This is a genomic window from Paracoccus methylovorus, from assembly GCF_016919705.1.
Taxonomy (GTDB): Bacteria; Pseudomonadota; Alphaproteobacteria; order Rhodobacterales; family Rhodobacteraceae; genus Paracoccus; species Paracoccus methylovorus.
This window is the reverse complement of sequence record NZ_CP070368.1, coordinates 1395166-1415635: the sequence shown is the minus strand read 5'-3', so window position 1 is coordinate 1415635 and position 20470 is coordinate 1395166. Positions and strand designations below refer to the sequence as shown.

At 63.7% G+C, this 20470-nt stretch carries 18 protein-coding genes; 10 read left to right on the top strand and 8 right to left on the bottom strand.

Going from position 1 to position 20470, the window contains the following annotated elements:
* The first annotated feature begins 33 nt into the window (after positions 1-33).
* Together pncA and pncB are read left to right on the top strand one after the other, a co-directional pair.
* On the top strand, positions 34-630 hold the full coding sequence (gene pncA / locus JWJ88_RS07080) for a bifunctional nicotinamidase/pyrazinamidase (protein WP_205293417.1): 597 nt from the start codon (positions 34-36) through the stop codon (positions 628-630).
* The gene (gene pncB / locus JWJ88_RS07075) at positions 627-1937 is read left to right on the top strand and encodes a nicotinate phosphoribosyltransferase (RefSeq protein WP_205293416.1); all 1311 of its coding nucleotides are present in this window, start codon (positions 627-629) and stop codon (positions 1935-1937) included. The genes pncA and pncB overlap by 4 nt, the downstream gene beginning before the upstream one ends.
* Positions 1938-1993: 56 nt before the next feature.
* Here the strand turns inward: pncB and JWJ88_RS07070 are convergent, their stop codons facing one another.
* Positions 1994-2872, bottom strand: coding sequence for a Hint domain-containing protein (locus JWJ88_RS07070; RefSeq protein ID WP_240200125.1), 879 nt, complete (start codon positions 2870-2872; stop codon positions 1994-1996).
* A gap of 72 nt (positions 2873-2944) precedes the next feature.
* On the opposite strand from JWJ88_RS07070, the gene JWJ88_RS21730 reads away from it, so the two are divergent.
* Positions 2945-3139 (top strand): hypothetical protein, encoded by a 195-nt coding sequence (locus JWJ88_RS21730; protein WP_240200124.1) that lies wholly within the window; start codon positions 2945-2947, stop codon positions 3137-3139.
* A gap of 281 nt (positions 3140-3420) precedes the next feature.
* Here JWJ88_RS21730 and JWJ88_RS07065 read toward each other — a convergent pair whose 3' ends face one another.
* On the bottom strand, positions 3421-5091 hold the full coding sequence (locus JWJ88_RS07065; protein ID WP_205293414.1) for an NAD+ synthase: 1671 nt from the start codon (positions 5089-5091) through the stop codon (positions 3421-3423).
* A 131-nt stretch (positions 5092-5222) separates the two neighbouring features.
* Between JWJ88_RS07065 and JWJ88_RS07060 the strand changes: the two genes are divergently transcribed.
* Positions 5223-6674, top strand: a complete 1452-nt coding sequence (locus JWJ88_RS07060) for an MORN repeat-containing protein (RefSeq protein ID WP_205293413.1) — start codon at positions 5223-5225, stop codon at positions 6672-6674.
* Positions 6675-7092: 418 nt separating this feature from the next.
* On the opposite strand, the gene JWJ88_RS07055 is transcribed toward JWJ88_RS07060, so the two are convergent.
* The 5 genes from JWJ88_RS07055 to JWJ88_RS07035 form a co-directional block, all read right to left on the bottom strand.
* Positions 7093-7962, bottom strand: a complete 870-nt coding sequence (locus JWJ88_RS07055) for a carbon-nitrogen hydrolase family protein (RefSeq protein ID WP_205293412.1) — start codon at positions 7960-7962, stop codon at positions 7093-7095.
* On the bottom strand, positions 7959-8540 hold the full coding sequence (locus tag JWJ88_RS07050; RefSeq protein ID WP_205293411.1) for a GNAT family N-acetyltransferase: 582 nt from the start codon (positions 8538-8540) through the stop codon (positions 7959-7961). Before JWJ88_RS07050 ends, JWJ88_RS07055 begins: the two co-directional genes overlap by 4 nt.
* Positions 8537-8938, bottom strand: a complete 402-nt coding sequence (locus tag JWJ88_RS07045) for a ketosteroid isomerase-related protein (protein WP_205293410.1) — start codon at positions 8936-8938, stop codon at positions 8537-8539. Before JWJ88_RS07045 ends, JWJ88_RS07050 begins: the two co-directional genes overlap by 4 nt.
* 108 nt (positions 8939-9046) lie before the next feature.
* Positions 9047-9769 (bottom strand): ABC transporter ATP-binding protein, encoded by a 723-nt coding sequence (locus tag JWJ88_RS07040; RefSeq protein ID WP_205293409.1) that lies wholly within the window; start codon positions 9767-9769, stop codon positions 9047-9049.
* A gap of 4 nt (positions 9770-9773) precedes the next feature.
* Positions 9774-11507, bottom strand: coding sequence for a capsule biosynthesis protein (locus JWJ88_RS07035; RefSeq protein ID WP_240200123.1), 1734 nt, complete (start codon positions 11505-11507; stop codon positions 9774-9776).
* 163 nt (positions 11508-11670) lie between these two features.
* Between JWJ88_RS07035 and JWJ88_RS07030 the strand changes: the two genes are divergently transcribed.
* A complete protein-coding gene (locus JWJ88_RS07030; protein WP_205295152.1) occupies positions 11671-12423 on the top strand; it encodes an ABC transporter permease in 753 nt (250 codons plus the stop codon).
* Here JWJ88_RS07030 and JWJ88_RS07025 read toward each other — a convergent pair.
* The gene (locus tag JWJ88_RS07025; protein ID WP_205293408.1) at positions 12420-15506 is read right to left on the bottom strand and encodes a calcium-binding protein; all 3087 of its coding nucleotides are present in this window, start codon (positions 15504-15506) and stop codon (positions 12420-12422) included. The two genes, JWJ88_RS07030 and JWJ88_RS07025, sit on opposite strands and share 4 nt — an antisense overlap.
* Positions 15507-15693: 187 nt before the next feature.
* Here JWJ88_RS07025 and rfbC point away from each other — a divergent pair, with 187 nt between their 5' ends.
* The 5 genes from rfbC (at position 15694) to JWJ88_RS07000 (ending at position 20335) form a co-directional block, all read left to right on the top strand.
* Positions 15694-16275: a dTDP-4-dehydrorhamnose 3,5-epimerase gene (gene rfbC, locus JWJ88_RS07020; protein ID WP_205293407.1), complete on the top strand. Its 582-nt coding sequence runs from the start codon at positions 15694-15696 to the stop codon at positions 16273-16275.
* Entirely contained in the window at positions 16272-17309 is a 1038-nt protein-coding gene (rfbB, locus tag JWJ88_RS07015; protein WP_205293406.1) for a dTDP-glucose 4,6-dehydratase, read from the top strand. The genes rfbC and rfbB overlap by 4 nt, the downstream gene beginning before the upstream one ends.
* Complete coding sequence (gene rfbD, locus JWJ88_RS07010; RefSeq protein ID WP_205293405.1) at positions 17306-18157, top strand: dTDP-4-dehydrorhamnose reductase; 852 nt, start codon at positions 17306-17308, stop codon at positions 18155-18157. The genes rfbB and rfbD overlap by 4 nt, the downstream gene beginning before the upstream one ends.
* The gene (gene rfbA, locus JWJ88_RS07005) at positions 18154-19056 is read left to right on the top strand and encodes a glucose-1-phosphate thymidylyltransferase RfbA (protein ID WP_205293404.1); all 903 of its coding nucleotides are present in this window, start codon (positions 18154-18156) and stop codon (positions 19054-19056) included. Before rfbD ends, rfbA begins: the two co-directional genes overlap by 4 nt.
* A 235-nt stretch (positions 19057-19291) precedes the next feature.
* Positions 19292-20335, top strand: a complete 1044-nt coding sequence (locus tag JWJ88_RS07000; protein WP_205293403.1) for a glycosyltransferase — start codon at positions 19292-19294, stop codon at positions 20333-20335.
* Positions 20336-20470 lie beyond the last annotated feature (135 nt).

Genomic DNA, 20470 nt, shown 5'->3' with positions numbered 1-20470 from the left:
CTACCAGTTTTGTGAATAAGCAAGGGGGGCAGGATGACAAAAGCCCTGATCGTCATCGACATCCAGTTGGATTTCTGCCCGGGCGGCCGGCTTGCCGTCGCCGGCGGGGACGAGATTATCGCGCCGATCAACGACCTGATGGCCGATTTCGACGCCGTGGTGCTGACGCAGGACTGGCACCCGCGCGACCACACCAGCTTTGCCGACAATCATCCCGGCGCGGCGGCTTTTTCGGTTATCGACATGCCCTATGGGCCGCAGGTCCTGTGGCCGGCACATTGCGTGATCGGCAGCGAGGGTGCAGGTTTTCACCCTACGCTGGCCGCGGATTGCGCCGATCTGGTGATCCGCAAGGGCTTTCGGCCGCAGATCGACAGCTATTCGGCATTTTTCGAAAACGACCGCCGCACACCCACCGGGCTGGCCGGCTATCTGCGCGAACGCGGGCTGACCGATCTTAGCTTTGTCGGTCTGGCTTATGATTTTTGCGTTGCGTGGTCCGCCATCGACGCTGTGAAACTGGGTTTCCGCGCCACCGTGATCGAAGGTGCCACCCGCGCCATCGACCTGAACGGTTCGCGCGAGGCAGCGCGCGAGGACATGCGCAAGGCAGGGGTGACACCGGCATGATGATCCCGACGGTCGATATCGCGACCCGCGTCTATAACCATAAATGGAAGATCGACCCGATTGTCCGCTCGCTGATCGACGACGACTTCTACAAGCTTCTGATGTGCCAATCGGTGTTTCGCAACCGGCCCGACACGGATGTCACCTTCAGCCTGATCAACCGCACCAGCCGTATCCGCTTGGCCGAGTGGATCGACGAGGGCGAGTTGCGCGAACAGTTGGACCACGTGCGCGGCCTGTCGCTGACGCGGGGAGAAAGCACCTGGCTGCGTGGCAACACGTTTTATGGCAAGCGCCAGATGTTCCGCCCGGATTTCATGGAGTTTCTCGAGAACCTGCGTTTGCCGGCCTATCATCTGGAAAAGCGCGACGGCCAGTATGAGCTGGTTTTCGAGGGCAAATGGCCCGAGGTCATGCTGTGGGAAATCCCGGCGCTGGCCATTATCATGGAATTGCGCAGTCGCGCCGTGCTCAAGGACATGGGCCGGTTCGAGTTGCAGGTGCTCTATGCCCGCGCCATGGCCCGGCTTTGGGAAAAGATCGAGGAATTGCGCAAGCTTGGCCCAGACCTGCGCATCGCCGATTTTGGCACCCGGCGGCGGCACAGCTTTCTGTGGCAGGACTGGTGCGTGCAGGCCATGGTCGAGGGACTGGGGGACGAGCGGTTCATCGGCACCTCGAATTGCCTGATCGCCATGCGCCGCGATATCGAGGCCATCGGCACCAACGCCCATGAACTGCCCATGGTCCTTGCCGCGCTGGCCGACAGCGATGATGAGTTGCGCCAGGCCCCCTATCGCGTGCTGGCCGACTGGCACGAGGAACATGACGGGATGCTGCGCATCATCCTACCCGACACCTATGGCACCCAAGGTTTTCTGGAACATGCGCCGGATTGGCTGGCAAGCTGGACTGGCATCCGCGTCGACAGCGGTGATCCGGCCGAGGGCGCCGAGGCTGCGATTCGCTGGTGGCAAAGCCGGGGCGAGGATCCGCGTGAAAAGCTGATCATCTTTTCGGACGGGCTGGACGTGGACAAGATCAAGGATCTGTTCCAGCGGTTCCACGGCCGGGTCAAGATCAGCTTTGGCTGGGGCACGCTGTTGACCAATGACTTCCGCGGGCTGGTGCCGGGGGACGGGTTGGCGCCGTTTTCGCTGGTCTGCAAGGCGGTGGCGGCCGAGGGTCGGCCGACCGTCAAGCTTTCCGACAACCCTGAAAAAGCCACCGGCCCCCAGGATGAGATCGAGCGTTACAAGCGCGTCTTCGGCGTCGGCCCGCAGCACCGAATGGCGGTCACCGTCTGACACGCCGACGCAGGGCGGAACAAACCCCGCCTTGCGTAAGGGCAGTCCGCGCCCCGTCAGCCTATCAGCGCCTGCTGCAGTTCGCGGCGGTTGGCCGAGTGGCGTTGGGCAAGGCGGCGGCCTTCGCGCCCGTTGCCAATCCGCCGCGCGGGCTGGGGCATGTGGCCCTCGGCCACGAGTTCGGGGAAAAGCGCCATGATTTCCGCCCGTGCGGCCGGATCCAGCGTTTTCAGCGCCTCGGTCCCGGTGAACAGCGATTCCGTCTGTGCCCCTTCCGAGCAGACGATTTCGTGGCGGTCGAAAAGCAGGTGGTAATAGGTCAGCGGCTGGACGCTGTCGTCGATTTCAATTCCCTCGATCTCGGTCAGGTGCTTGGCGGCCACCAATACCTCGGGCGCGCCGAACATGCGCTCGGCGATCTTTGAACTGACGAGGATGCGGTGCTGTTGCGAGACATAAAGGTCGCGCCGGGGCAGGCCGTGACCCAACGCGCCCGCGCGGATGCGGACCGGCCGCAGCTTGTCGAAAAGCCCCAGCAGCTCGGTGCCAAGCTGCTTGCCGCCGATCCAGCGCAAGGGCTGTGGCCCGTGGTCGCGGGTGATGACCATATCGCCTACGCGCAGATCCTCAACCGCGACATCGCCGCGCTCGGTCAGGATCAACGTGCCGTTTCGGAAGCAGGTGGGATCTACATACGCTTCAAAGTCAAAATAGGTGAGGGTGTCGTCAACCAGTCCGGTAATGGTGATCGATTGGATCGGATTGGCTGCGTCGGGGTCGATGGCATACTGGTCGATCCCGGGCCGCGGCGGGGCGACCGTCAGTGTACGCCTGCCCTCGCTATCTATTGCCTGGACTATGCGTAGGGTGACACCCTCATCCGTTGTTCCATCTGCATAGGTGACGGTGCCGGTATAGATAATGCAGCTATCCAAGTAATAATTATAACCTTGGTAGGTTACATATTCCTCAGCAGGTCCCCCCTCAGGGCCGTCAAGCGCGATCTGATGGTTGCCGTTGCCGTCGTGCAGATCTACTTGGTCGATCCGATCTACAAGCGGATTGTCAGCATCGCCGAAGGTTTGGCCGATCAGAAAACCCGCGTTTTCGGCGCCATCTACGGCTTCATTCGGATCAAGATCGAACAGATTGTAATTGCTTATAAAAATGAAATTGAGTGTTATCGGCATGGCAGCCCCTAATCGTTAACGAACCCCCGCACATGGGGGCACAAAGGAAACATTTAACCACAGCGCCATGCCGGACCGGCAACACGGACCGAAACATGGACGAGAAGCGGACAAACAAATTCCCGCCCCTCACTTCCTTGCTAGTAAATAAATCGCCGCCGATTAACTTGTCCAAATGGACAAGTTTTTTCGCAGCCGCAAAATAGTATCAGATTATTTCAGATACTTGCATACCGCTGCCGGGGTGGGGATAACCGGGTGCGATATGATTGTGACGTAAGGTCACTTTCCTTTTACAGCCGGTCGCGCCAGCGGTTCACCAGCGGATAGCGGCGATCAAGCCAAAAGGCCTTGGTCGAGATGCGCGGCCCCGGCGCGGCCTGATAGCGTTTCCATTCGCTACCATAAAGCAGCGTCTCGACCTTCTTGACCGTCTCGGGCTCGAAGCCTTGGGCGACCAGATCCTTGAGCGCCAGATCCTTTTCGATCAGCCCCTCGAGAATCGCGTCCAGCACCTCATAGGGGGGCAGGCTGTCCTGATCCTTCTGGTTCGGGCGTAACTCGGCCGAGGGGGGCTTGGTGATGATCTGCGGCGGCACGATCTCACCCGCCGGGGCCAGCATCCACGGGCGGTGATTGCTGTTGCGCCAGCGGCAGGTTTCGAAAACCCGCGTCTTGTAGAGATCCTTGATCGGGTTATAGCCGCCGGCCATATCGCCATAGATCGTGGCGTAACCGACCGCGACCTCGGATTTGTTGCCGGTGGTCAGCAGCAACTCGCCAAACTTGTTCGACAGCGCCATCAGCATCACCCCGCGCAGGCGGGACTGGATGTTTTCCTCGGTCGTGTCGGGGTTTGTGCCCTCCATCAGATGGGCAAGCGCCTGTGTAACCGCGTCTCGGGCACCCTCGATATGAACCGTGTCCAGCCGCACGCCCAGCCGGGCCGCGCAATCGGCCGCATCGTCCAGGCTGGCCTGCGAGGTGTATTCGCTGGGCAGCATGACGCAGCGCACATTCTGCGGGCTGATGGCGTCGCTGGCGATGGTCGCGACCAGCGCCGAATCGATCCCGCCCGAAAGACCCAGCACGACCTTGCGAAAGCCCGATTTGCGCATGTAATCGCGCAAGCCTTCGGTCATCGCGCGATAGTCCTGTTCCCATTCGTCGGGCTGGTGATCCATCCGGCCCGGCACCGCGCGCCAACCGGCCGGGGTGCGCTGGAAATCCACATGCACCAGCATCTGGTCAAAGGGGGCAAGCTGCATGACCTTGACCGCGCCGCCGTCCTCACCGGGGTTCAGCACGAAACTGGCACCGTCATAGATCTGGTCGTCCTGCCCGCCGACCGAGTTCAGATAGATCAGCGGCAGGCCGGTTTCGACCACGCGGGCAACCATATGACCCATGCGCAGGTCCAGCTTGTTGCGGTGATAGGGGCTGCCGTTCGGAACCAGCAGAACCTCGGCCCCGGTTTCGGCCAGCGTTTCGCAGACCTCGGGCCACCATGCGTCCTCGCAGATCGGGCTGCCGATCCGCAGCCCGTTCAAGCTGTAAGGTCCCGAGATCGGCCCGACGTTGAACAGCCGCCATTCGTCGAAAAGCTGCTTATGCGGCAATTCGTGCTTGGGCACCCGCGCGACCACCTTGCCGCCCCGCAGGATCCAATAGGCGTTGTAAAGCCGGTCCTCTTCTGCATAGGGGCCGCCGATGCCGATGGTTGGGCCGTCCGCGCAGTCGCGCGCCAGTTCGATGATCCGGGCCATGGCGTCTTGCGTAAAGCCGGCCTTCAGCACCAGGTCCTGCGTCTGGTAGCCGGTGATGAACATCTCTGGCAGGGCCAGCATATCGGCTCCGGCCTCACGGGCCTTTTCCCAAGCCTCGCGGGCCATGGCGGCGTTTCCGGGCAGATCGCCCACGGTCGGGTTCAGCTGTCCAAGGGTGATGCGGAACGTGTCGGTCATGGCGCTTCCTTACCGTATCTTGCACCCGTTGATAGGCGAGGGCGCGGCAAAGGAAAAGTCGGGCTTTGCGCCTGCAGGTCCATTGCGATAAACCGATGGCAAAAGCAGCAATGAGGCGGAGTGCAGCACCCATGAAGGCAGCCCTTGTCGCTTGCGCGGTAATTCTTGCCGGCGCGGGCATGGCCAGCGCGCAGGCGGTCATCAGCAAACATTACGACGATGGCGGCGTCTATGAAGGCACGTTCCGCAACGGCAAACAGCATGGGCGCGGCACCTATAAGCTGCCCTCGGGCTACGAATATACCGGCGATTGGGTCGAGGGCGAGATTCTGGGCCAAGGTACGGCCAGATTTCCCAACGGCTCGGTCTATGAGGGCGCTTTCGCCGGCGGCAAGCCGCAGGGCAAGGGTAAGATCACCTATGCAGATGGTGGCACCTATGAGGGCGACTGGCTGGACGGCCAGATCACCGGGCAAGGCGTGGCGAATTACGCCAACGGCTCGGTCTATGAGGGCGGGTTCCAGAACGCGCTGCATCATGGCAAGGGCGTGCTGACCCAGCCCAATGGTTATCGGTATGAAGGCGACTGGAAGCAGGGCGTCAAAGAGGGCATCGGCAAGATCACCTATCCCGACGGCGCCAGCTATGAAGGCGAGATGCGGGCGAACCAGCGCTCTGGTCAGGGCAAACTCACCATGTCGGACGGGCTGGTTTATCAGGGCGGCTGGTCGGCCGGGCAGATGGCCGGGGAAGGCAAACTGACCCAGCCGTCGGGCGACGCCTATGAGGGACGCTTTGCCAATGGCAAGCGAGAGGGCAAGGGGATTGCCACCTATACCAACGGCGACCGCTATGAGGGCGATTTCCGCGCCGACAAGCGTTGGGGTGCCGGCGTCTTTACCGGGACCGACGGCTATATCTATACCGGCGACTGGGTCGAGGGCCGGATGGAGGGGCTGGGTCGCATCACATATCCCGACGGCTCGGTCTATGAAGGCGCGCTTGAGGCCGACCTGCCGCATGGGCGCGGTCTGATCACCTATCCCGACGGCGCCAGCTATGACGGCGAATGGCTGGCCGGCGTGATCGAGGGGCAGGGCGTCGCCCGATATGCCAACGGGTTGGTCTATGAGGGCGGCTTCAAACGCGGTCGTAACGAGGGGCAGGGCCGCATGACCTATCCCGACGGCTATGTCTATAACGGCGCCTGGCGCGATGGCCAGCGCCACGGACAGGGGCAGGCGACCTATGCCGACGGCACGACCTATGACGGCTCGTTCGTGAATGGGTTGCGCCATGGCAAGGGCCGGCTGATCGCGCCCGACGGCTTTCGCTATGAGGGAAGCTGGAAAGAGGGCGAGATCGACGGCGAAGGCGTGGCGACCTATGCCAACGGTGACGTTTATACCGGCCACTTCGTCATGGGCAAACGTCAGGGCGCAGGGGTGATGCGCTATGCCACCGGCCAGGTCGCCTCGGGCGAGTGGGAGGACAACCGGCTGGCCGTGCCTTCCGAAGGCGAGGCCCCCGAAGGTGCCGAGACCCCCGAGGGGGTGGTGCCTGACGAGCCAGCGGCACAGTAGCGGGCTGCGGCCCTAAGGGTTATTGGGCAGTTGGGCGATCCTCGGCTGCCTCCCCTGCGTCGGATGCGGCGGTCGGCCTCCAATATCTGAGTTCTTGGCAGGGTGACGTGAAACATTCGCGGTTTTTCAGCGCCGGATTATCGAAGTTCCGCCATTCGCAGGGGGCAGGAACGGGTTTCCTTGACCATCGAGCATAAAAACAGCCCCAGGATACCGATATAATAGCCGTCCCATGAATAGCCCCCGTTTCAGGGACAATCGGATCGGCGTATCCTTGCAGAGATAAGCGTCGAATGCTGTTCGGCACACTTCCGGGGGGATCATGTTCTTGCCAGAGCGCCCCTTGTGCCGCCCAGTGATCCTTCAACAGAAATTGACAAGAGTCGGTTAATGAGTCCAAGCGTTGCGTGTCGCCTGTCTAATCCACCAGCCGCGCCGCCGCGCTTTCCGGCCAATGCGCAAAGGGCAGCACGCGTCCGTCCCGGCGGCTTTGCGCGACCAGATCCAGAACGACCTCGGCCTTGACCCAGCCGGGCACGTCCATCAGCCCCTCGGCCACGATGCCGCTTTCCGGCCAGAACCCGTCCGAAGGCGCATAGATCGCTGCCGCGCCGCGGTTCTCGTCAATGGCCGGGCTCCAATCCACATCGCCGACGGTGGGTGCCTGCACGACGACGCATTGGCCCTCCAGCGCCCGCGCCATGGCGCCGATCCTGACCCGGTTGAACCCCGCCACCGTGTCCGTGCAGGAGGGGGTCAGGACGATTTCGACCCCAGCCTCGGCCAGCACGCGGCCCAGCAGGGGGAATTCGCAGTCATAACAGATCAGCACGCCCAACCGGCCCACCGGAGTGTCGAAAATCCGCAGACCGGGCGCGGCGACAATATCCCAATCCTCGCGCTCGAACCGGGTCATGATCTGCTTGTCCTGATGACCGATCCGTCCCTGCGGTCCGAACAATACGGCACGGTTGACCGGGCGGGTTCCGTCGAAAAACGGCCCCGAGGCGGCAAGGATATGCAGCCCGTGCCGCGCCGCCAGTTCCGCATGCAGTGCGTCGCGGGCTGGTTCATGCCGGGCGACCTCGTGCAGTGATGCCTCCAGATCGCCCGCCACTTGTGGCCCGCCCAGCGAGGCCAGTTCCATCGCGCCATATTCGGGAAAGACCAACAGGTCGCAATCGGCGGCCTCTTCCACCCAGCGGGTGATCTTGGTGCGATAGGCCGCGAAATCCGAAAGCCAATCAAAGGGATAGGCGGCGGCGGCGATCTTGACGATTCGGGTCACAGTTCTTTCATCCAGAATTGCAGCGGTTTGCGGGTGGACGCGGTTGCACCGATGTCTTTCCAGTCGAATTCGGCAGTAACACCGGGCAAGGGCGCATAGCCGCGCTTACGCCAGAACCCGTCCAGCGGACGGTAATCGCTAGGCCGCATAGGGTGCGTTTGGGGGCGGATCACGCTGCAAAAGACGCTGTAGCGGCGACCAAGCAAGCGGCCCTGTGCCTCGCGCCCGTCGAAAAAGACGTGGCCAAGGCCGTGGCCGCGATATTCCGGCAAAAGCACCGATTCCGCGCAGTAAAATATCTCACCCAGACGCTCGGGCCGGTCTGCGAAGGCTGCGGCGAAGTCGTCGGCGTGGTCCTCCATCGGGGCCCCGGTCGCGGCGCCGACCATACGGTCGCCGTCCCAGGCCGCGACCACCACCGCGCCGGGCGATTGATAGGCCCGCAGATAATCGCGTTCGTATTCCAGATCGCCGTCATAGAGATAGGGCCAGTCGCGGAATACCGCGATGCGCAACCGTGCCAGATCGTCCAGCACGGCGGCCACGGCAGTCCCGGTCAGGCTTTCGGTGCGGATCACGCAGAAACCTGCCGCATCCAGTCGGCAAGGTTGTAATAGGTGGTCACGCGGGCGATCTTGCCGTCCCTGATGGTGAAAAAGGCGCCGGCGGGCAGGACATATTTCTGGCCCTTCGCTTCCGGCAGGCCCTCATCGGTCTCCAGATAGCTGCCGTTCACCACGAATTCCGCCGCCGCCCGGTCCCCCGCATCATTGGCGAAGATCACCATATCGGTCAGCTCTTCCTTGTAGCAGTGGGTCATATGGGCGTTGAACTCGGCGAATGTCTGCTTGCCGCGCCGGATGCCGCCTTCGTTGACGTGATGCTCGACTTCGTCATGCAGATAGTTCAGCATCTCGTCGGTGCGACCGTCGTTGAATGCGTCGTAATAGGCGGCGATCAGGGCTTTGCTTTCCATCGGAAACCTCCTTGTTTGGCTCCGTCTAGCGCGTGCCGGGGACCGCGTCACCTCGGCCCTTTGGCGGAGGGCGCGACCGTGCCTCGAACCTGACGCATTCTTGCCATTCTATGACGTGGACAAAGCCTGCTGCTCCCCCTCGACCGGGCCGTCGGCCTGGGATGCCCCCCCTTCTGGGACTTTAAGGATATATTCGTGCATTTTGATTGCGTCTTCGATGTTTTCGAATGTGTAGAGGTTTCCGCGGTCGAGGACGGCGCCCATGTTGCACATTTTGCGGATCATTCCCATCGAGTGGCTGACGACGACGGCGCTGGAGCGGGCCATGCGCTCGGCAAAGACGCGCTGCGACTTGGCGCGGAAATTGGCGTCGCCGACGCTGGTCACCTCGTCGACCAGATAGGTGTCGAAATGGATGCCCATGGAGGTGCCCATCGCCAGCCGGGATCGCATCCCCGAGGAATAGCTGCCGAAGGGCTGGTGGTAATGCTGGCCAAGCTCGGCGAAGTCCTCGACGTAATCGACCAGCTCGGCGGTATCGACGCCATAGATGCGCGCCACGAAACGCACGTTCTGCGCCCCGGTCAGCTCGCCATGGAAACTGCCGGCGAAGCCCACGGGCCAGGAGATGGTGCCATCCGAGAGCACCCGCCCCGAGGTCGGCGAGACGGTGCCGGCGATCATCCGCAAGAGCGTCGATTTCCCCGCGCCGTTGCGGCCCAGAAGCCCGACCGAGGCGCCGGTCGGGAACACCGCGTCGATGCGGTCCGCCACCCGCGTCTCGCGCCCCTTCAGCCGATAGACCTTGGTCAGGTTTTCCAGCACGATCATGGATCTAGCGGCGGTCGCGGACGCTGTAATAGATCAGCACCATGATCGACCAGCCCGCCAGCAGCATGCCGGTGATCATCGCCCACAGCCAGGCCCGATTCGGCTGGGTCGCGCTTTGCGCCACCTTGGGCTCGATATGGGCGGCCAGATAGCGCGCCTGGCGCTGCGCATCGGCCAGCGCCGTTTCATAGGCGATGCGGGCCGAGCGATAGGCGCCCTCGGCGAATTCGCGGTCCACGGCCAGCTTTTCGTATTCCGCCATCAACTGGGCATAGCTTTCGCCCGCCGGCCCCTGGCCCTCGGCGCCGAACTTGGAGCGCTCGGCGTCGATCAGCCGGCGCAGCGCGTCGATCTTTTGCTGGGACTGGGTCACGCGGTGGTCGGTGGGCTGGGCGTTGTCCAAAAGTAGGTCGTGGGCGACCAGCACCTCGGCCAGCTGCGCCTGCAACCCGCTCAGCACCCCCATCTGCCCGGCAAGGTCCGCCTGCGGGTCGACGATCTGCGAGCGCATGCGGAATGCGGTCATGGCCTGGCGCGTCTCGGTCAGTTCGGTGCGGGCCTTGTCCAGCTCGCCCTTGGCCAGCCGCGTGGCATCGCCCTGGGCGATGGTCGACAGCTCATTGATCTTGTCCGAGCTTTCCTGGAACACGGCGGCGGCGATGGCCTGGGCGTCCTGGGGGGTAAAGGCGCTGACCTTCAGCGTGATCAGCTGGGTGGTGCTGTCGTAAAGCACCTTGACCTGGCGCTGCCAGTAATCGGTCAGGTCCTCGATATGGGCCTCGGGGTTGAAGGCAAAGACGAAGTCATGCGGCCAGTCGCGCGAAAAGCGCGTGCGCAGGTCCAGCCGGTCGTCGATCTTTTCGACCATGTCCTGGCTGCGGATGTATTCATAAAGGATATCGGTGTCCGATGCCCCGCCGCCGCCGGTCAGCGGCGACAGCCCGCCCAGAAGGTCGATCGAGGGGGTGGATTGTTCCTGGCGCACCGAAAAGCCGACGCTCGAGACATATTGGTCGCTGGCGCGCAGCCACAGGTAGCCGGCCCAGATCAGGCTGGGCAGCATCACCAGGACCAGGAAAGAGCCCAGGATCAGCCAGTGCCGGGGCTTTGGCTCGGCGATGGCGGCGGGCGGGCGCAGCGGCTGGGCGGGGACGACCCGGGGACGGGCCAGCGCCTTGCCGCCGGCTTTTGCCGCCGGCTTCGCTACGGCTTTCGCCGTGGGTTTTGCCGCGGGTTTTATTGCGGGCGGGCTCAGGGGCCGGACCGGGATCGGCTGGCCCTGCGGGCGCAGCGCCGGCGGCTTGGCGCTGTCCGCCGGGCGGGGCGGGGGCGCGGCCTGATCCGGCTGCGCGTCCTGCGGCCCGGGGTCTTGCGGCCCGGGGCCTTGCGGCAGCGGGTCTTTCGGCGGGTCTTTCGGCAACGGATCTTTCTGGGGGGCCTGCTGCGGCTCCGGGGGTTTTTCCTGCCCGGCCGCGGGCGGCCTGGCGCCCAGTCCCTGCTGGCCCTGGAACGGGCGCTGCGCGCCGGCGGGTGGCTGCGGGGACGCCGTAGGGGTTGCTTGTGCTGCGGCCGGCGCGGCTTGCGGCGCGGCAGCCTGCGGCTTCGATGCGCTAGCAGCCGCCTGCGGGGCGGGGGCGGGGGTTGCGTCGGATGTCGGGGCGGCTTGGCTTTGCTGCCCGCCGACCGGCTGGGCCGGCTGGCCGGCCTTGCCGCCGACCGGTGTGGAGGGAGTGTTCACGGGCAGGTGCGCTTTCGCTGGTTTACCTTTCGGGCGCAGTTGTTACATATTGCCAGCCGTCCCGACCAGTGTTTGCGTTCACATGTCCGATACCGCCCCTGAAATTACCGCCCCTGAAATCCGCCCACCGCTGCGGCCGGCCCGCAATGGCCCCCGGATGCGGATGCCGCGCACCGTGATGGCGCTGATGCTGCGCGAGATGGCCACCACTTATGGCCGCTCGGCCGGCGGCTATATCTGGGCGGTGCTCGAGCCGGTGCTGGGCGTGGCGCTGTTGACGGTGTTGTTCAGCCTGGCGCTGCGCAGCCCGGCGCTGGGGTCGAACTTTCCGCTGTTCTATGCCACCGGCTACCTGCCCTTTGCCATGTTCAACAACCTGACCAACAAGGTCGCCAGTTCGATCCGCTACTCGCGGCCGTTCCTGGCCTATCCCAGCGTGACCTTTATCGATGCGCTGCTGGCGCGGGTGATTCTGAACGTGCTGACCCATATCGCGGTCATCGCCATCGTGATCGGCGGCATTTTCGTCGCCTTCCAGCTGCCCGGTCCGGTCGACATGGCCCTGGTCTTCGAGGCGCTGCTGCTGGTGGCGCTGCTGGCCACCGGGGTGGGGACGCTGAACTGCTATCTGATGACCGCCTTCCCGATCTGGGAGCGGGTCTGGCATATCCTGACCCGGCCGCTGTTCCTGATCTCGGGGGTGTTCTTTCTCTACGACCAGATGCCCGCCAGGGCCCAGGACCTGCTGTGGTACAACCCGCTGATCCATTGCGTCGGCCTGATGCGCAGCGGCTTCTACCCCACATACGAGGCGACATATGTCAGCCGGACATATGTCGTCACCATCGCCCTCGCCCTCCTCCTCGCAGGTCTCGCTCTCCTCAAAAAATACCATAAAAAAATGCTCGAACGTTAAAGAAGAAAATCGGATGCGGACAGGTTTTTCAGATCGCCCAGTTCGATCGTCAACTCGGCTCTGCCATCGCCGTCCAGATCGATCAGCAGCCGATGAGCACCCTTTTGGGACCAGTCGGCGCGGACCTGCCCCGGCCCGGAGAAACCCTTGGTGCCGATAAAGGTCAGGTCGAGGTCCGAGAAGTCGATCCTATCCTCGCCCGCCTGGAAATCCACGATGACATCGGTGCTGCCGTCCAGATCGTCGCCCGAGAACACGAACACGTCCGCCCCCAACCCTCCGATCAGCGTGTCGGCGCCGCGACCGCCGGCCAGCGTGTCGTAGCCATCGCCACCCTCGATCAGGTCATGGCCTACGCCTCCGTGAAGCCGGTCGTTGCCGGCATTGCCGAGCAGGGTGTCATGGCCAGCACCGCCGTCCAGCACGTCGTTCCCTGTGCCGCCATGGATCAGGTCGTGGCCGTCATCGCCATGCAGCGTGTCGTTGCCGATGTCACCGAACAACATATCATTGCCCGCCCCGCCGGAAAGCGAATCGTTGCCAGCCTGGCCATATAGCGTGTCGTTGTCGGCCCCCCCGTAAAGCCTGTCGTTGCCAGCGCCGCCATATAATAGGTCGTGGCCCTCGTCGTCCTGCAGCACATCCGCGCCTGCGTGGCCGTAAAGCGTGTCGTGGCCGCTGCCGCCGCTTATCGTGTCGGCGCCGTCGCCACCCCGCAGCAGGTCGTTCCCTGCGCCCCCGGACAGGTTGTCGTTGCCAGTGCCGCCTTCCAAGGTGTCGTTCCCCGCATCGCCTTGCAGGGTGTCGGCGCCTGTTCCGCCGACGAGGCTGTCATTTCCGGTGCCCCCCAACAGCCGGTCATTGCCCGAGCCGCCGAACAGCCGGTCGTTGCCGGCGTCGCCAAACAGCGTGTCGTTGCCGGCGTCGCCTTGCAGGGTGTCTGCGCCCGCTCCGCCGACAAGGCTGTCATTACCGCTGCCCCCCAACAGCCGGTCGTTGCCCGCGCCGCCGAACAGCCGGTCATTGCCGGCCTCGCCGGTCAGCGTGTCGTTGCCGCCGTCACCCCGCAGGGTATCTGCGCCGGCCCCACCGACGAGGCTGTCATCGCCGACGCCACCAAGCAACCTGTCGTTGCCTGCGCCCCCGAATAGCCGGTCGTTGCCGCCGTCTCCGGTCAGCGTATCGTTGCCGGCGTCGCCCCACAGGGTATCTGCGCCCGCTCCACCGACAAGACTGTCATTGCCGCTACCCCCGAACAGCCGATCGTTTCCGGTACCGCCGAACAGCCGGTCGTTTCCGTTTCCTCCTTTCAGCGTGTCGTTGCCCGCATCGCCTTGGAGGGTATCTGCACCTGCTCCGCCGACGAGGCTGTCGTTGCCGGGCCCCCCGAACAGCCGGTCATTGCCGTTGGCCCCGTTCAGCGTGTCGTTGCCGGCCTGGCCATAAAGGCTATCATTACCCGCACCACCCAAAAGCAGGTCATTTCCAGCTTGGCCGTGGATGTCCGAGCCATAGCGCGACGCTGTCAGCGTATCGTTGCGGGACGTCCCGACCACCTTGGTGCGCATCTGCGGTGGCGCGTAATGGGCGATGGGGAAAAGCGAATTGTCGAATGCGCTCGCCTGGAGCATCGTGTTGTCGCGTGTCATGACCCAGATAACCGAATTCCCATAAAATATCTTGATTCCATTGGATTGTGGGTTGAAGCGCAGTTGTGCCGTGCTGCGGATCATCCCCAGGAAGGACAGGTCCAGCCGGTCCACCCCCGGCTCGAAATCGGTGATGGTGATCTGGCCGTTGACCTCCATCGGCACAAAGACGTCGGTTCCCGCACCGCCGGTCATCTGCACCGGCTTGCTTGTGGCGATCAGGATGTCGTCGCCCGCCCCGCCATTCAGCACGGTTGTCCCGGCGCTGGCCTGCATCATGTCGCTGCCCTCGGTGCCGCTCTGCCAGCCCGCGCCGACGACGCCCGTACGGCCGATCACTCCCGGCTCAAAGACGAATTGCGTGATGCCGCGCTCCGTCCGGGACGCGACGAAAAGCGCGATCCTGCCGTCGATCACCATGGCGGAAAGTGCCGAGACATCGGCAAGGGTCCGGTCGTTGGTATCGGCGAGGGTGGCCACATGCATAAGCCGCCCTTCCGGCAGCACGGTAAAGACGCTGATGCCGTCATCGCCACCACCGACAAAAACATAGGCCCGGCCGTCCACCTCCACGGTTTCCAGCGCGGTGGCGCCGGCAAAGCGCGTGCTGCGTTCGTCGATGACATGATCGGCGGGCAAAAGCTCGCCCGCATAGGTCAGCCGCATGGTGGTCAGCGACGAGCTTTGACTTGCGGCAACCACCAGATAGGTCACGCCGCTGACGGTGACCGTGCCCAAATGGCTGGGCTGATCCATGCCAAGACCTCGATCCGACCACAGCATCTGCGCCGCGCCCACCGAACCATCGGCATGGATCATCTGCACGGCGACGTAATTTCCCGTGCCAGAGGCCGAAACGATAAAGCTGCGGTCCCCCAGTGTGGCGACCAGCGTGTCGTCGATCTCTGTCCCCTGGGTGCCCGAGCCCAGCGGCAGCACCGCCCGCGTGACGTGCCGGACCGTGCCGTCGTCTGCCAACCGCCAGATGTCAAAAGCGGTCTGTCCATTGCGTGCCGAATAAAGGAAATCGCCCTGTGCCGTTTGAAACTGGCCCAGCCGGATCACATCGGCGGGCAGCGCACCCGGACCCGTCAGTCGCACGCCATCGCGAAACCCGCCCTCATCATCCAGACGGATGCCAGAACTGAGCGCGTTGCGCAGCCCTGTGCCGAACAGCACCGGGGCGTCGCCCAGCGTGACGATGCTGGCGTTCGGGGTCCCGGCATAGCCAAGCGAAGCGGCATGGGGGCGGGTGGCGGTCATTTCGATCGGCTTGTCGGCCGAGGTGATCCGATAGGCGGCGATGCCCCCGCCGACATGGGTGATGCTGTAAAGCGCGCAGCCCTCCGGCCCCGCATAGGTCTGCAGGTGCGCGATATTGGTCACAAAGGGTGCCTGTGAGCCGATATAGGTTGCAACGTGACGATAGCGCATCGCGAGGTTCGTTCGTGAAGGTCAGGGTGATGTCCCAACAAGGTGTCTAACCGCCCCTGAAGTCACGCATAATTCCCCGTGCATTTTAATATCCACAGGCATAGGTTCGGCGCAGGACGCACCGCTTGCGTGCATTTGGGAGTTCCTCCATACGCATCTCTGCGTAAAGCAAATCTGGTAGAGACAGATGCAGATTGAACCGACATTTCTTGGTGGTGTATTGGTGCTTGTTCCCCGTCGGTTTGGGGATGTGCGGGGTTTTTTTTGCGAGAGCTGGAGCGGCCGGACGCTTCTGGATGCTGGGCTCGATCTTCCGGAATTCGTTCAGGATAACCATTCGTTATCGGCGGCGGCGGGGACTTTGCGGGGCTTGCATTTCCAGGCGCCGCCCCATGCCCAGGGCAAGCTGGTGCGCTGCGGGCGGGGGCGGCTTTTCGACGTGGCGGTCGATATCCGCAAAGGCAGCCCCAGCTATGGCCAATGGACCGGGGTCGAGCTTTCCTTTGAGAACGGCCGCCAGCTTTGGATCCCGCCCGGCTTTCTGCATGGCTTCGTCACGCGAGAGCCGGATACGGAAATTCTTTACAAATGCACGGATTATTACGCGCCCGATTGCGATGGGGCGGTGGCCTGGGACAGTATCGGCATCGACTGGGGCGTCGCCGGCCAGCCGATCCTGTCGGCCAAGGACGCGCAGGCCCCGTCATGGAACGAGTTCGACAGCCCTTTCACCTATGAGGGGCCCTTTGGTTACGAGGCGGGATTATGAAGATTCTGGTTACGGGCGGCGCGGGGTTCATCGGCTCGGCGGTGGTGCGGCTGGCGGTGGCGCGGGGGCACGGGGTGGTGAACCTCGATTCGCTGACCTATGCCGCCAATCTGGAAAACGTCGCCGCGGTCTCGGGCAGTCCGCTTTACGCCTTTGAGCAGGCCGATATCCGCGACCGCGCGGCGCTGGATCGGGTGCTGGCAGGGCATCAGCCCGATGCGATCATGCATCTGGCCGCAGAAAGCCATGTGGACCGCTCGATCGACGGGCCGGGCAGTTTCATCGACACCAATGTCACCGGCACCTATAACCTGCTCGAGGCGGCGCGGGCGTATTGGAACGCGCGCGGCCGGCCCGCGGGGTTCCGCTTTCACCACATCTCGACCGACGAGGTGTTCGGTTCGCTGGGCGAGACCGGCCAGTTTACCGAAGCCACGCCCTATGACCCGCGCAGCCCCTATTCGGCCAGCAAGGCGGCCTCGGACCATCTGGTGCGCGCCTGGCACGAGACCTATGGCCTGCCGGTCGTGCTGACCAACTGCTCGAACAATTACGGACCTTTCCACTTTCCGGAAAAGCTGGTGCCGGTGGTGATCCTGAACGCGCTGCACGGCCGTCCGATCCCGGTTTACGGCGACGGCGGCAATATCCGCGACTGGCTCTATGTCGAGGATCACGCCGACGCGCTGCTGCTGGTGCTGGAAAAGGGCCGCATCGGCCGCAGCTATAATATCGGCGGCGAGAACGAGGCGACAAACATCGACCTGGTGCGCAGCATCTGCGGCCATATGGACCGGCTGCGCCCCGATGCCGCACCGCATGACCGGCTGATCAGCTTTGTCACCGACCGGCCCGGCCATGATCGCCGCTATGCCATCGACCCGGGCCGGGTGCGCAATGAGCTGGGCTGGCGCCCCTCGGTCACGGTGGAGGAGGGGCTGCGGCGCACCGTCGAATGGTATCTGGAGAACGAGGACTGGTGGCGGCCGCTTCTGGCGCGGCAGGGCGTGGGCGAAAGGCTCGGCAAGGCATGAAGGGCCTTTTGGTCTTTGGCCGCACGGGACAGGTGGCGACCGAGCTTGGGCGGCTGGCGCCCGAGGCGCGGTTTCTCGGCCGGGATCAGGCCGATCTGTCCGATCCCGCCGCCTGCGCCGCGGCGATCCGCGCATCGGGTTGCAAGGCGGTGCTGAACGCCGCCGCCTATACCGCCGTGGACCGCGCCGAAACCGACCCCGACCTGGCGCGGGTCGTCAATGCCGAGGCGCCGGCCGCCATGGCCCGGGCCGCGGCGGAACTGGGCGTGCCCTTCCTGCATGTCTCGACCGACTATGTCTTTGACGGCTCGGGTGAACGGCCCTGGGCCGAGGGCGATCCGACCGGCCCGCTGGGCGTTTATGGCGCCACCAAACTGGCCGGAGAGCGGGGCATCGCCGCGGCCGGTGGGCAATGGGCGGTTCTGCGGACCTCCTGGGTGTTTTCGGCGCATGGCGCGAATTTCGTCCGGACCATGCTGCGGCTTGGCGCGGGACGCGAGGCGTTGCGCGTCGTCGCCGACCAGCACGGCGGCCCGACCCCGGCGGCCGGGATCGCCGCCGCCGGCCTTGCCATGCTGGGGGCGATGCGTGCCGATGGCGGGCTGGGCGGGCTTTACCATTTCTCGGGTGCGCCCGACACCAGCTGGGCCGGTTTCGCGCGCGAGATCATGGCGCAGGCGGGCCTGTCCTGCCGCATCACCGACATTCCCACCACCGATTACCCCACCCCAGCCCGGCGCCCGGCGAATTCGCGTCTGAACTGCGCCGCCATTCTGCGGGACTTCGGCATCAGTCGCCCCGACTGGCGTGCCGGTCTCGCCCAGGTCTTGCAGGAGCTGAAGCCATGACCCGATCCGTTGAAGAACCCCGCAGCCGCAAGGGCATCATCCTGGCCGGCGGCTCGGGCACGCGGCTTTACCCGATCACCATGGGGGTCTCCAAGCAGCTTCTGCCGATCTATGACAAGCCGATGATCTATTACCCGATCACCGTGCTGATGCTGTCGGGCATCCGCGAGATCGCCATCATCACCACGCCCGAGGACCAGGAGCAGTTCCGCCGGCTGCTGGGCGATGGCAGCCAATGGGGCCTCGACTTCGAATATCTGGTGCAGCCCTCGCCCGACGGGCTGGCGCAGGCCTATCTTCTGGCCGAGGATTTTCTGGGCGGCGCGCCTTCGGCCATGGTGCTGGGCGACAATATCTTCTTCGGGCATGGCCTGCCGCTGCTGCTCGAGGCGGCCGATCGCCGCGAGATCGGCGGAACGGTGTTCGGATACCGGGTGTCCGACCCCGAGCGATACGGCGTGGTCGATTTCGACGCGGCGGGCCGGGCGCGGGCGATCATCGAAAAACCGGCCCGGCCGCCGTCGAACTTCGCGGTCACCGGGCTTTACTTCCTGGACGGCACGGCGCCGCGCCGCGCGGCCGAGGTCCGTCCGTCCGAGCGGGGCGAGCTGGAGATCACCACGCTTCTGGAAAGCTATCTCGCCGAAGGGCTGCTGAGCGTCGAGAAGATGGGCCGCGGTTTCGCCTGGCTGGACACCGGAACCCACGCGAGCCTGCTGGATGCCGGAAACTTCGTGCGCACCCTCGAGGAACGCCAGGGACAGCAAACAGGATCACCAGAAGAAATCGCTTTCGAAAAAAAATGGATCGGCGCTGATGAATTGCGAGCAACGGCAGGGAAATTCTCGAAAAACGCCTATGGCCGCTATCTGCTGCAACTTTTGGGTGAGACGGAATAGCTGCCTTCGTTGCCGCGATGAAGGGCGAAATCAGCTTTCACTTCGCTTGGCGTCTATACGCAGTCACGCCGGACCGGTGATCGCGCCGGATAAGCTTGTGTCTGGGTTTGCCGATGCACCATTCCGCCCAAGACCGGGGGTGCTGCTTTATCCCGTGCGCCTAGCCTGTTAAGAGGCTTTTGTAAGAACCCATCGGTTTTGCGTCCCGTCTGCCAGCCAATCCCGTGAGCCCCATTTGAGCCAATCCAACTCTCCGGTCATCGCGGCCGTCGTCGTAACCTTCAACCGGTTGTCGCATCTGCAGAAAACCTTGGCGCGCCTGTTGTCCGAGCCATTGGATCATGTCGTGGTGGTCGAGAATGGCTCGACCGATGGCACGCGCGACTGGCTTGCCGGTCAAAGCGATCCGCGGCTTCTTGTCATTGAAATGCCCGGTAATGGTGGTGGCGCCTTGGGATTCGAGGTCGGGATGCGCGAGACCGGCCTGCGACTTGATCCCGACTGGCTGGTGTTGATGGATGACGATGCCCGCCCGGCTGTCGGCGCGATCGTCCGGTTTCGCCAAGGATTGGTGGCGGGTCGTTGGCGTGGCGCCGAGGCGCTGGCGGCGGCAGTTCGTTTTCCCGACGGCCGAATCTGCGAGATGAACCGACCTTGGGTCAACCCGTTCAGCAAACTATCGGTTTTCTTGCGAGTATTGGCAGGGGGCGGGCGTGCGGCCTTTCACATCCCTGACGGTGATTATGATGCGCAAGTCCCACGGCGGTTGGACGGCACCTCTTTTGTGGGCTTCTTTGTGTCGCGGGCAGGGGTGGCCCGCGCCGGCTATCCCGACGGCCGGTTGTTCATCTATGGCGATGACGTACTTTATTCCCTAGGGTTGACGCAGGCCGGTGGACGGTTGCTTTTTGCCCAGGATCTGGGTTTTGAACATGATTGCGAAACTCAGACGGTTGGGGCAATGCCGCGACCGCTTTGGAAAGTATATTATCTGCATCGCAACGCTTGGTTCGTCTATCGTCGAGTTGCAGGGCGGTTATTTTTCCTCCCGCTGATGACCTTGATGTTGCCGAAATGGCTGAGCAAGGGGCGTCTCTTGCCCCCAAATGATCGACGCATATGCCGCCAGCTGATTCGCTTGGCAGTGGCTGACGCCTTTCGTGGTCACCTTGGTCGGAGTCATGCCGAAATTCTGGTCCGCGCCAATGGAGCCGGAGACACTACACTCAAGCGCGGTGGGGCCGGGACCGGGCCAGCCCCCTCTGACAGTAACAGCTAAGTTAGAGCATTTGCATGAAGCCGAAATTGTGAGGGATTGCAGGCGGTGCGAGTATTATCCATCCTGATCGGCTGTGGGTCAGATGAAAAAGTCGGTTTTCTCCATCTCGAGGGGCTGGGTTCAGAAGCATTTCGA

Excerpts from the sequence above, each read along its gene's own strand:
- pncA (WP_205293417.1), top strand. The coding sequence starts at position 34 with ATGACAAAAGCCCTGATCGTCATCGACATCCAGTTGGATTTCTGCCCG.
- pncB (WP_205293416.1), top strand. The coding sequence starts at position 627 with ATGATGATCCCGACGGTCGATATCGCGACCCGCGTCTATAACCATAAA.
- JWJ88_RS21730 (WP_240200124.1), top strand. The coding sequence starts at position 2,945 with ATGGTTGCCGTTGCCGTCGTGCAGATCTACTTGGTCGATCCGATCTAC.
- JWJ88_RS07065 (WP_205293414.1), bottom strand. The coding sequence starts at position 5,091 with ATGACCGACACGTTCCGCATCACCCTTGGACAGCTGAACCCGACCGTG.
- JWJ88_RS07060 (WP_205293413.1), top strand. The coding sequence starts at position 5,223 with ATGAAGGCAGCCCTTGTCGCTTGCGCGGTAATTCTTGCCGGCGCGGGC.
- JWJ88_RS07045 (WP_205293410.1), bottom strand. The coding sequence starts at position 8,938 with ATGGAAAGCAAAGCCCTGATCGCCGCCTATTACGACGCATTCAACGAC.
- JWJ88_RS07040 (WP_205293409.1), bottom strand. The coding sequence starts at position 9,769 with ATGATCGTGCTGGAAAACCTGACCAAGGTCTATCGGCTGAAGGGGCGC.
- JWJ88_RS07030 (WP_205295152.1), top strand. The coding sequence starts at position 11,671 with ATGCCGCGCACCGTGATGGCGCTGATGCTGCGCGAGATGGCCACCACT.
- JWJ88_RS07025 (WP_205293408.1), bottom strand. The coding sequence starts at position 15,506 with ATGCGCTATCGTCACGTTGCAACCTATATCGGCTCACAGGCACCCTTT.
- rfbC (WP_205293407.1), top strand. The coding sequence starts at position 15,694 with ATGCAGATTGAACCGACATTTCTTGGTGGTGTATTGGTGCTTGTTCCC.
- rfbB (WP_205293406.1), top strand. The coding sequence starts at position 16,272 with ATGAAGATTCTGGTTACGGGCGGCGCGGGGTTCATCGGCTCGGCGGTG.
- rfbD (WP_205293405.1), top strand. The coding sequence starts at position 17,306 with ATGAAGGGCCTTTTGGTCTTTGGCCGCACGGGACAGGTGGCGACCGAG.
- rfbA (WP_205293404.1), top strand. The coding sequence starts at position 18,154 with ATGACCCGATCCGTTGAAGAACCCCGCAGCCGCAAGGGCATCATCCTG.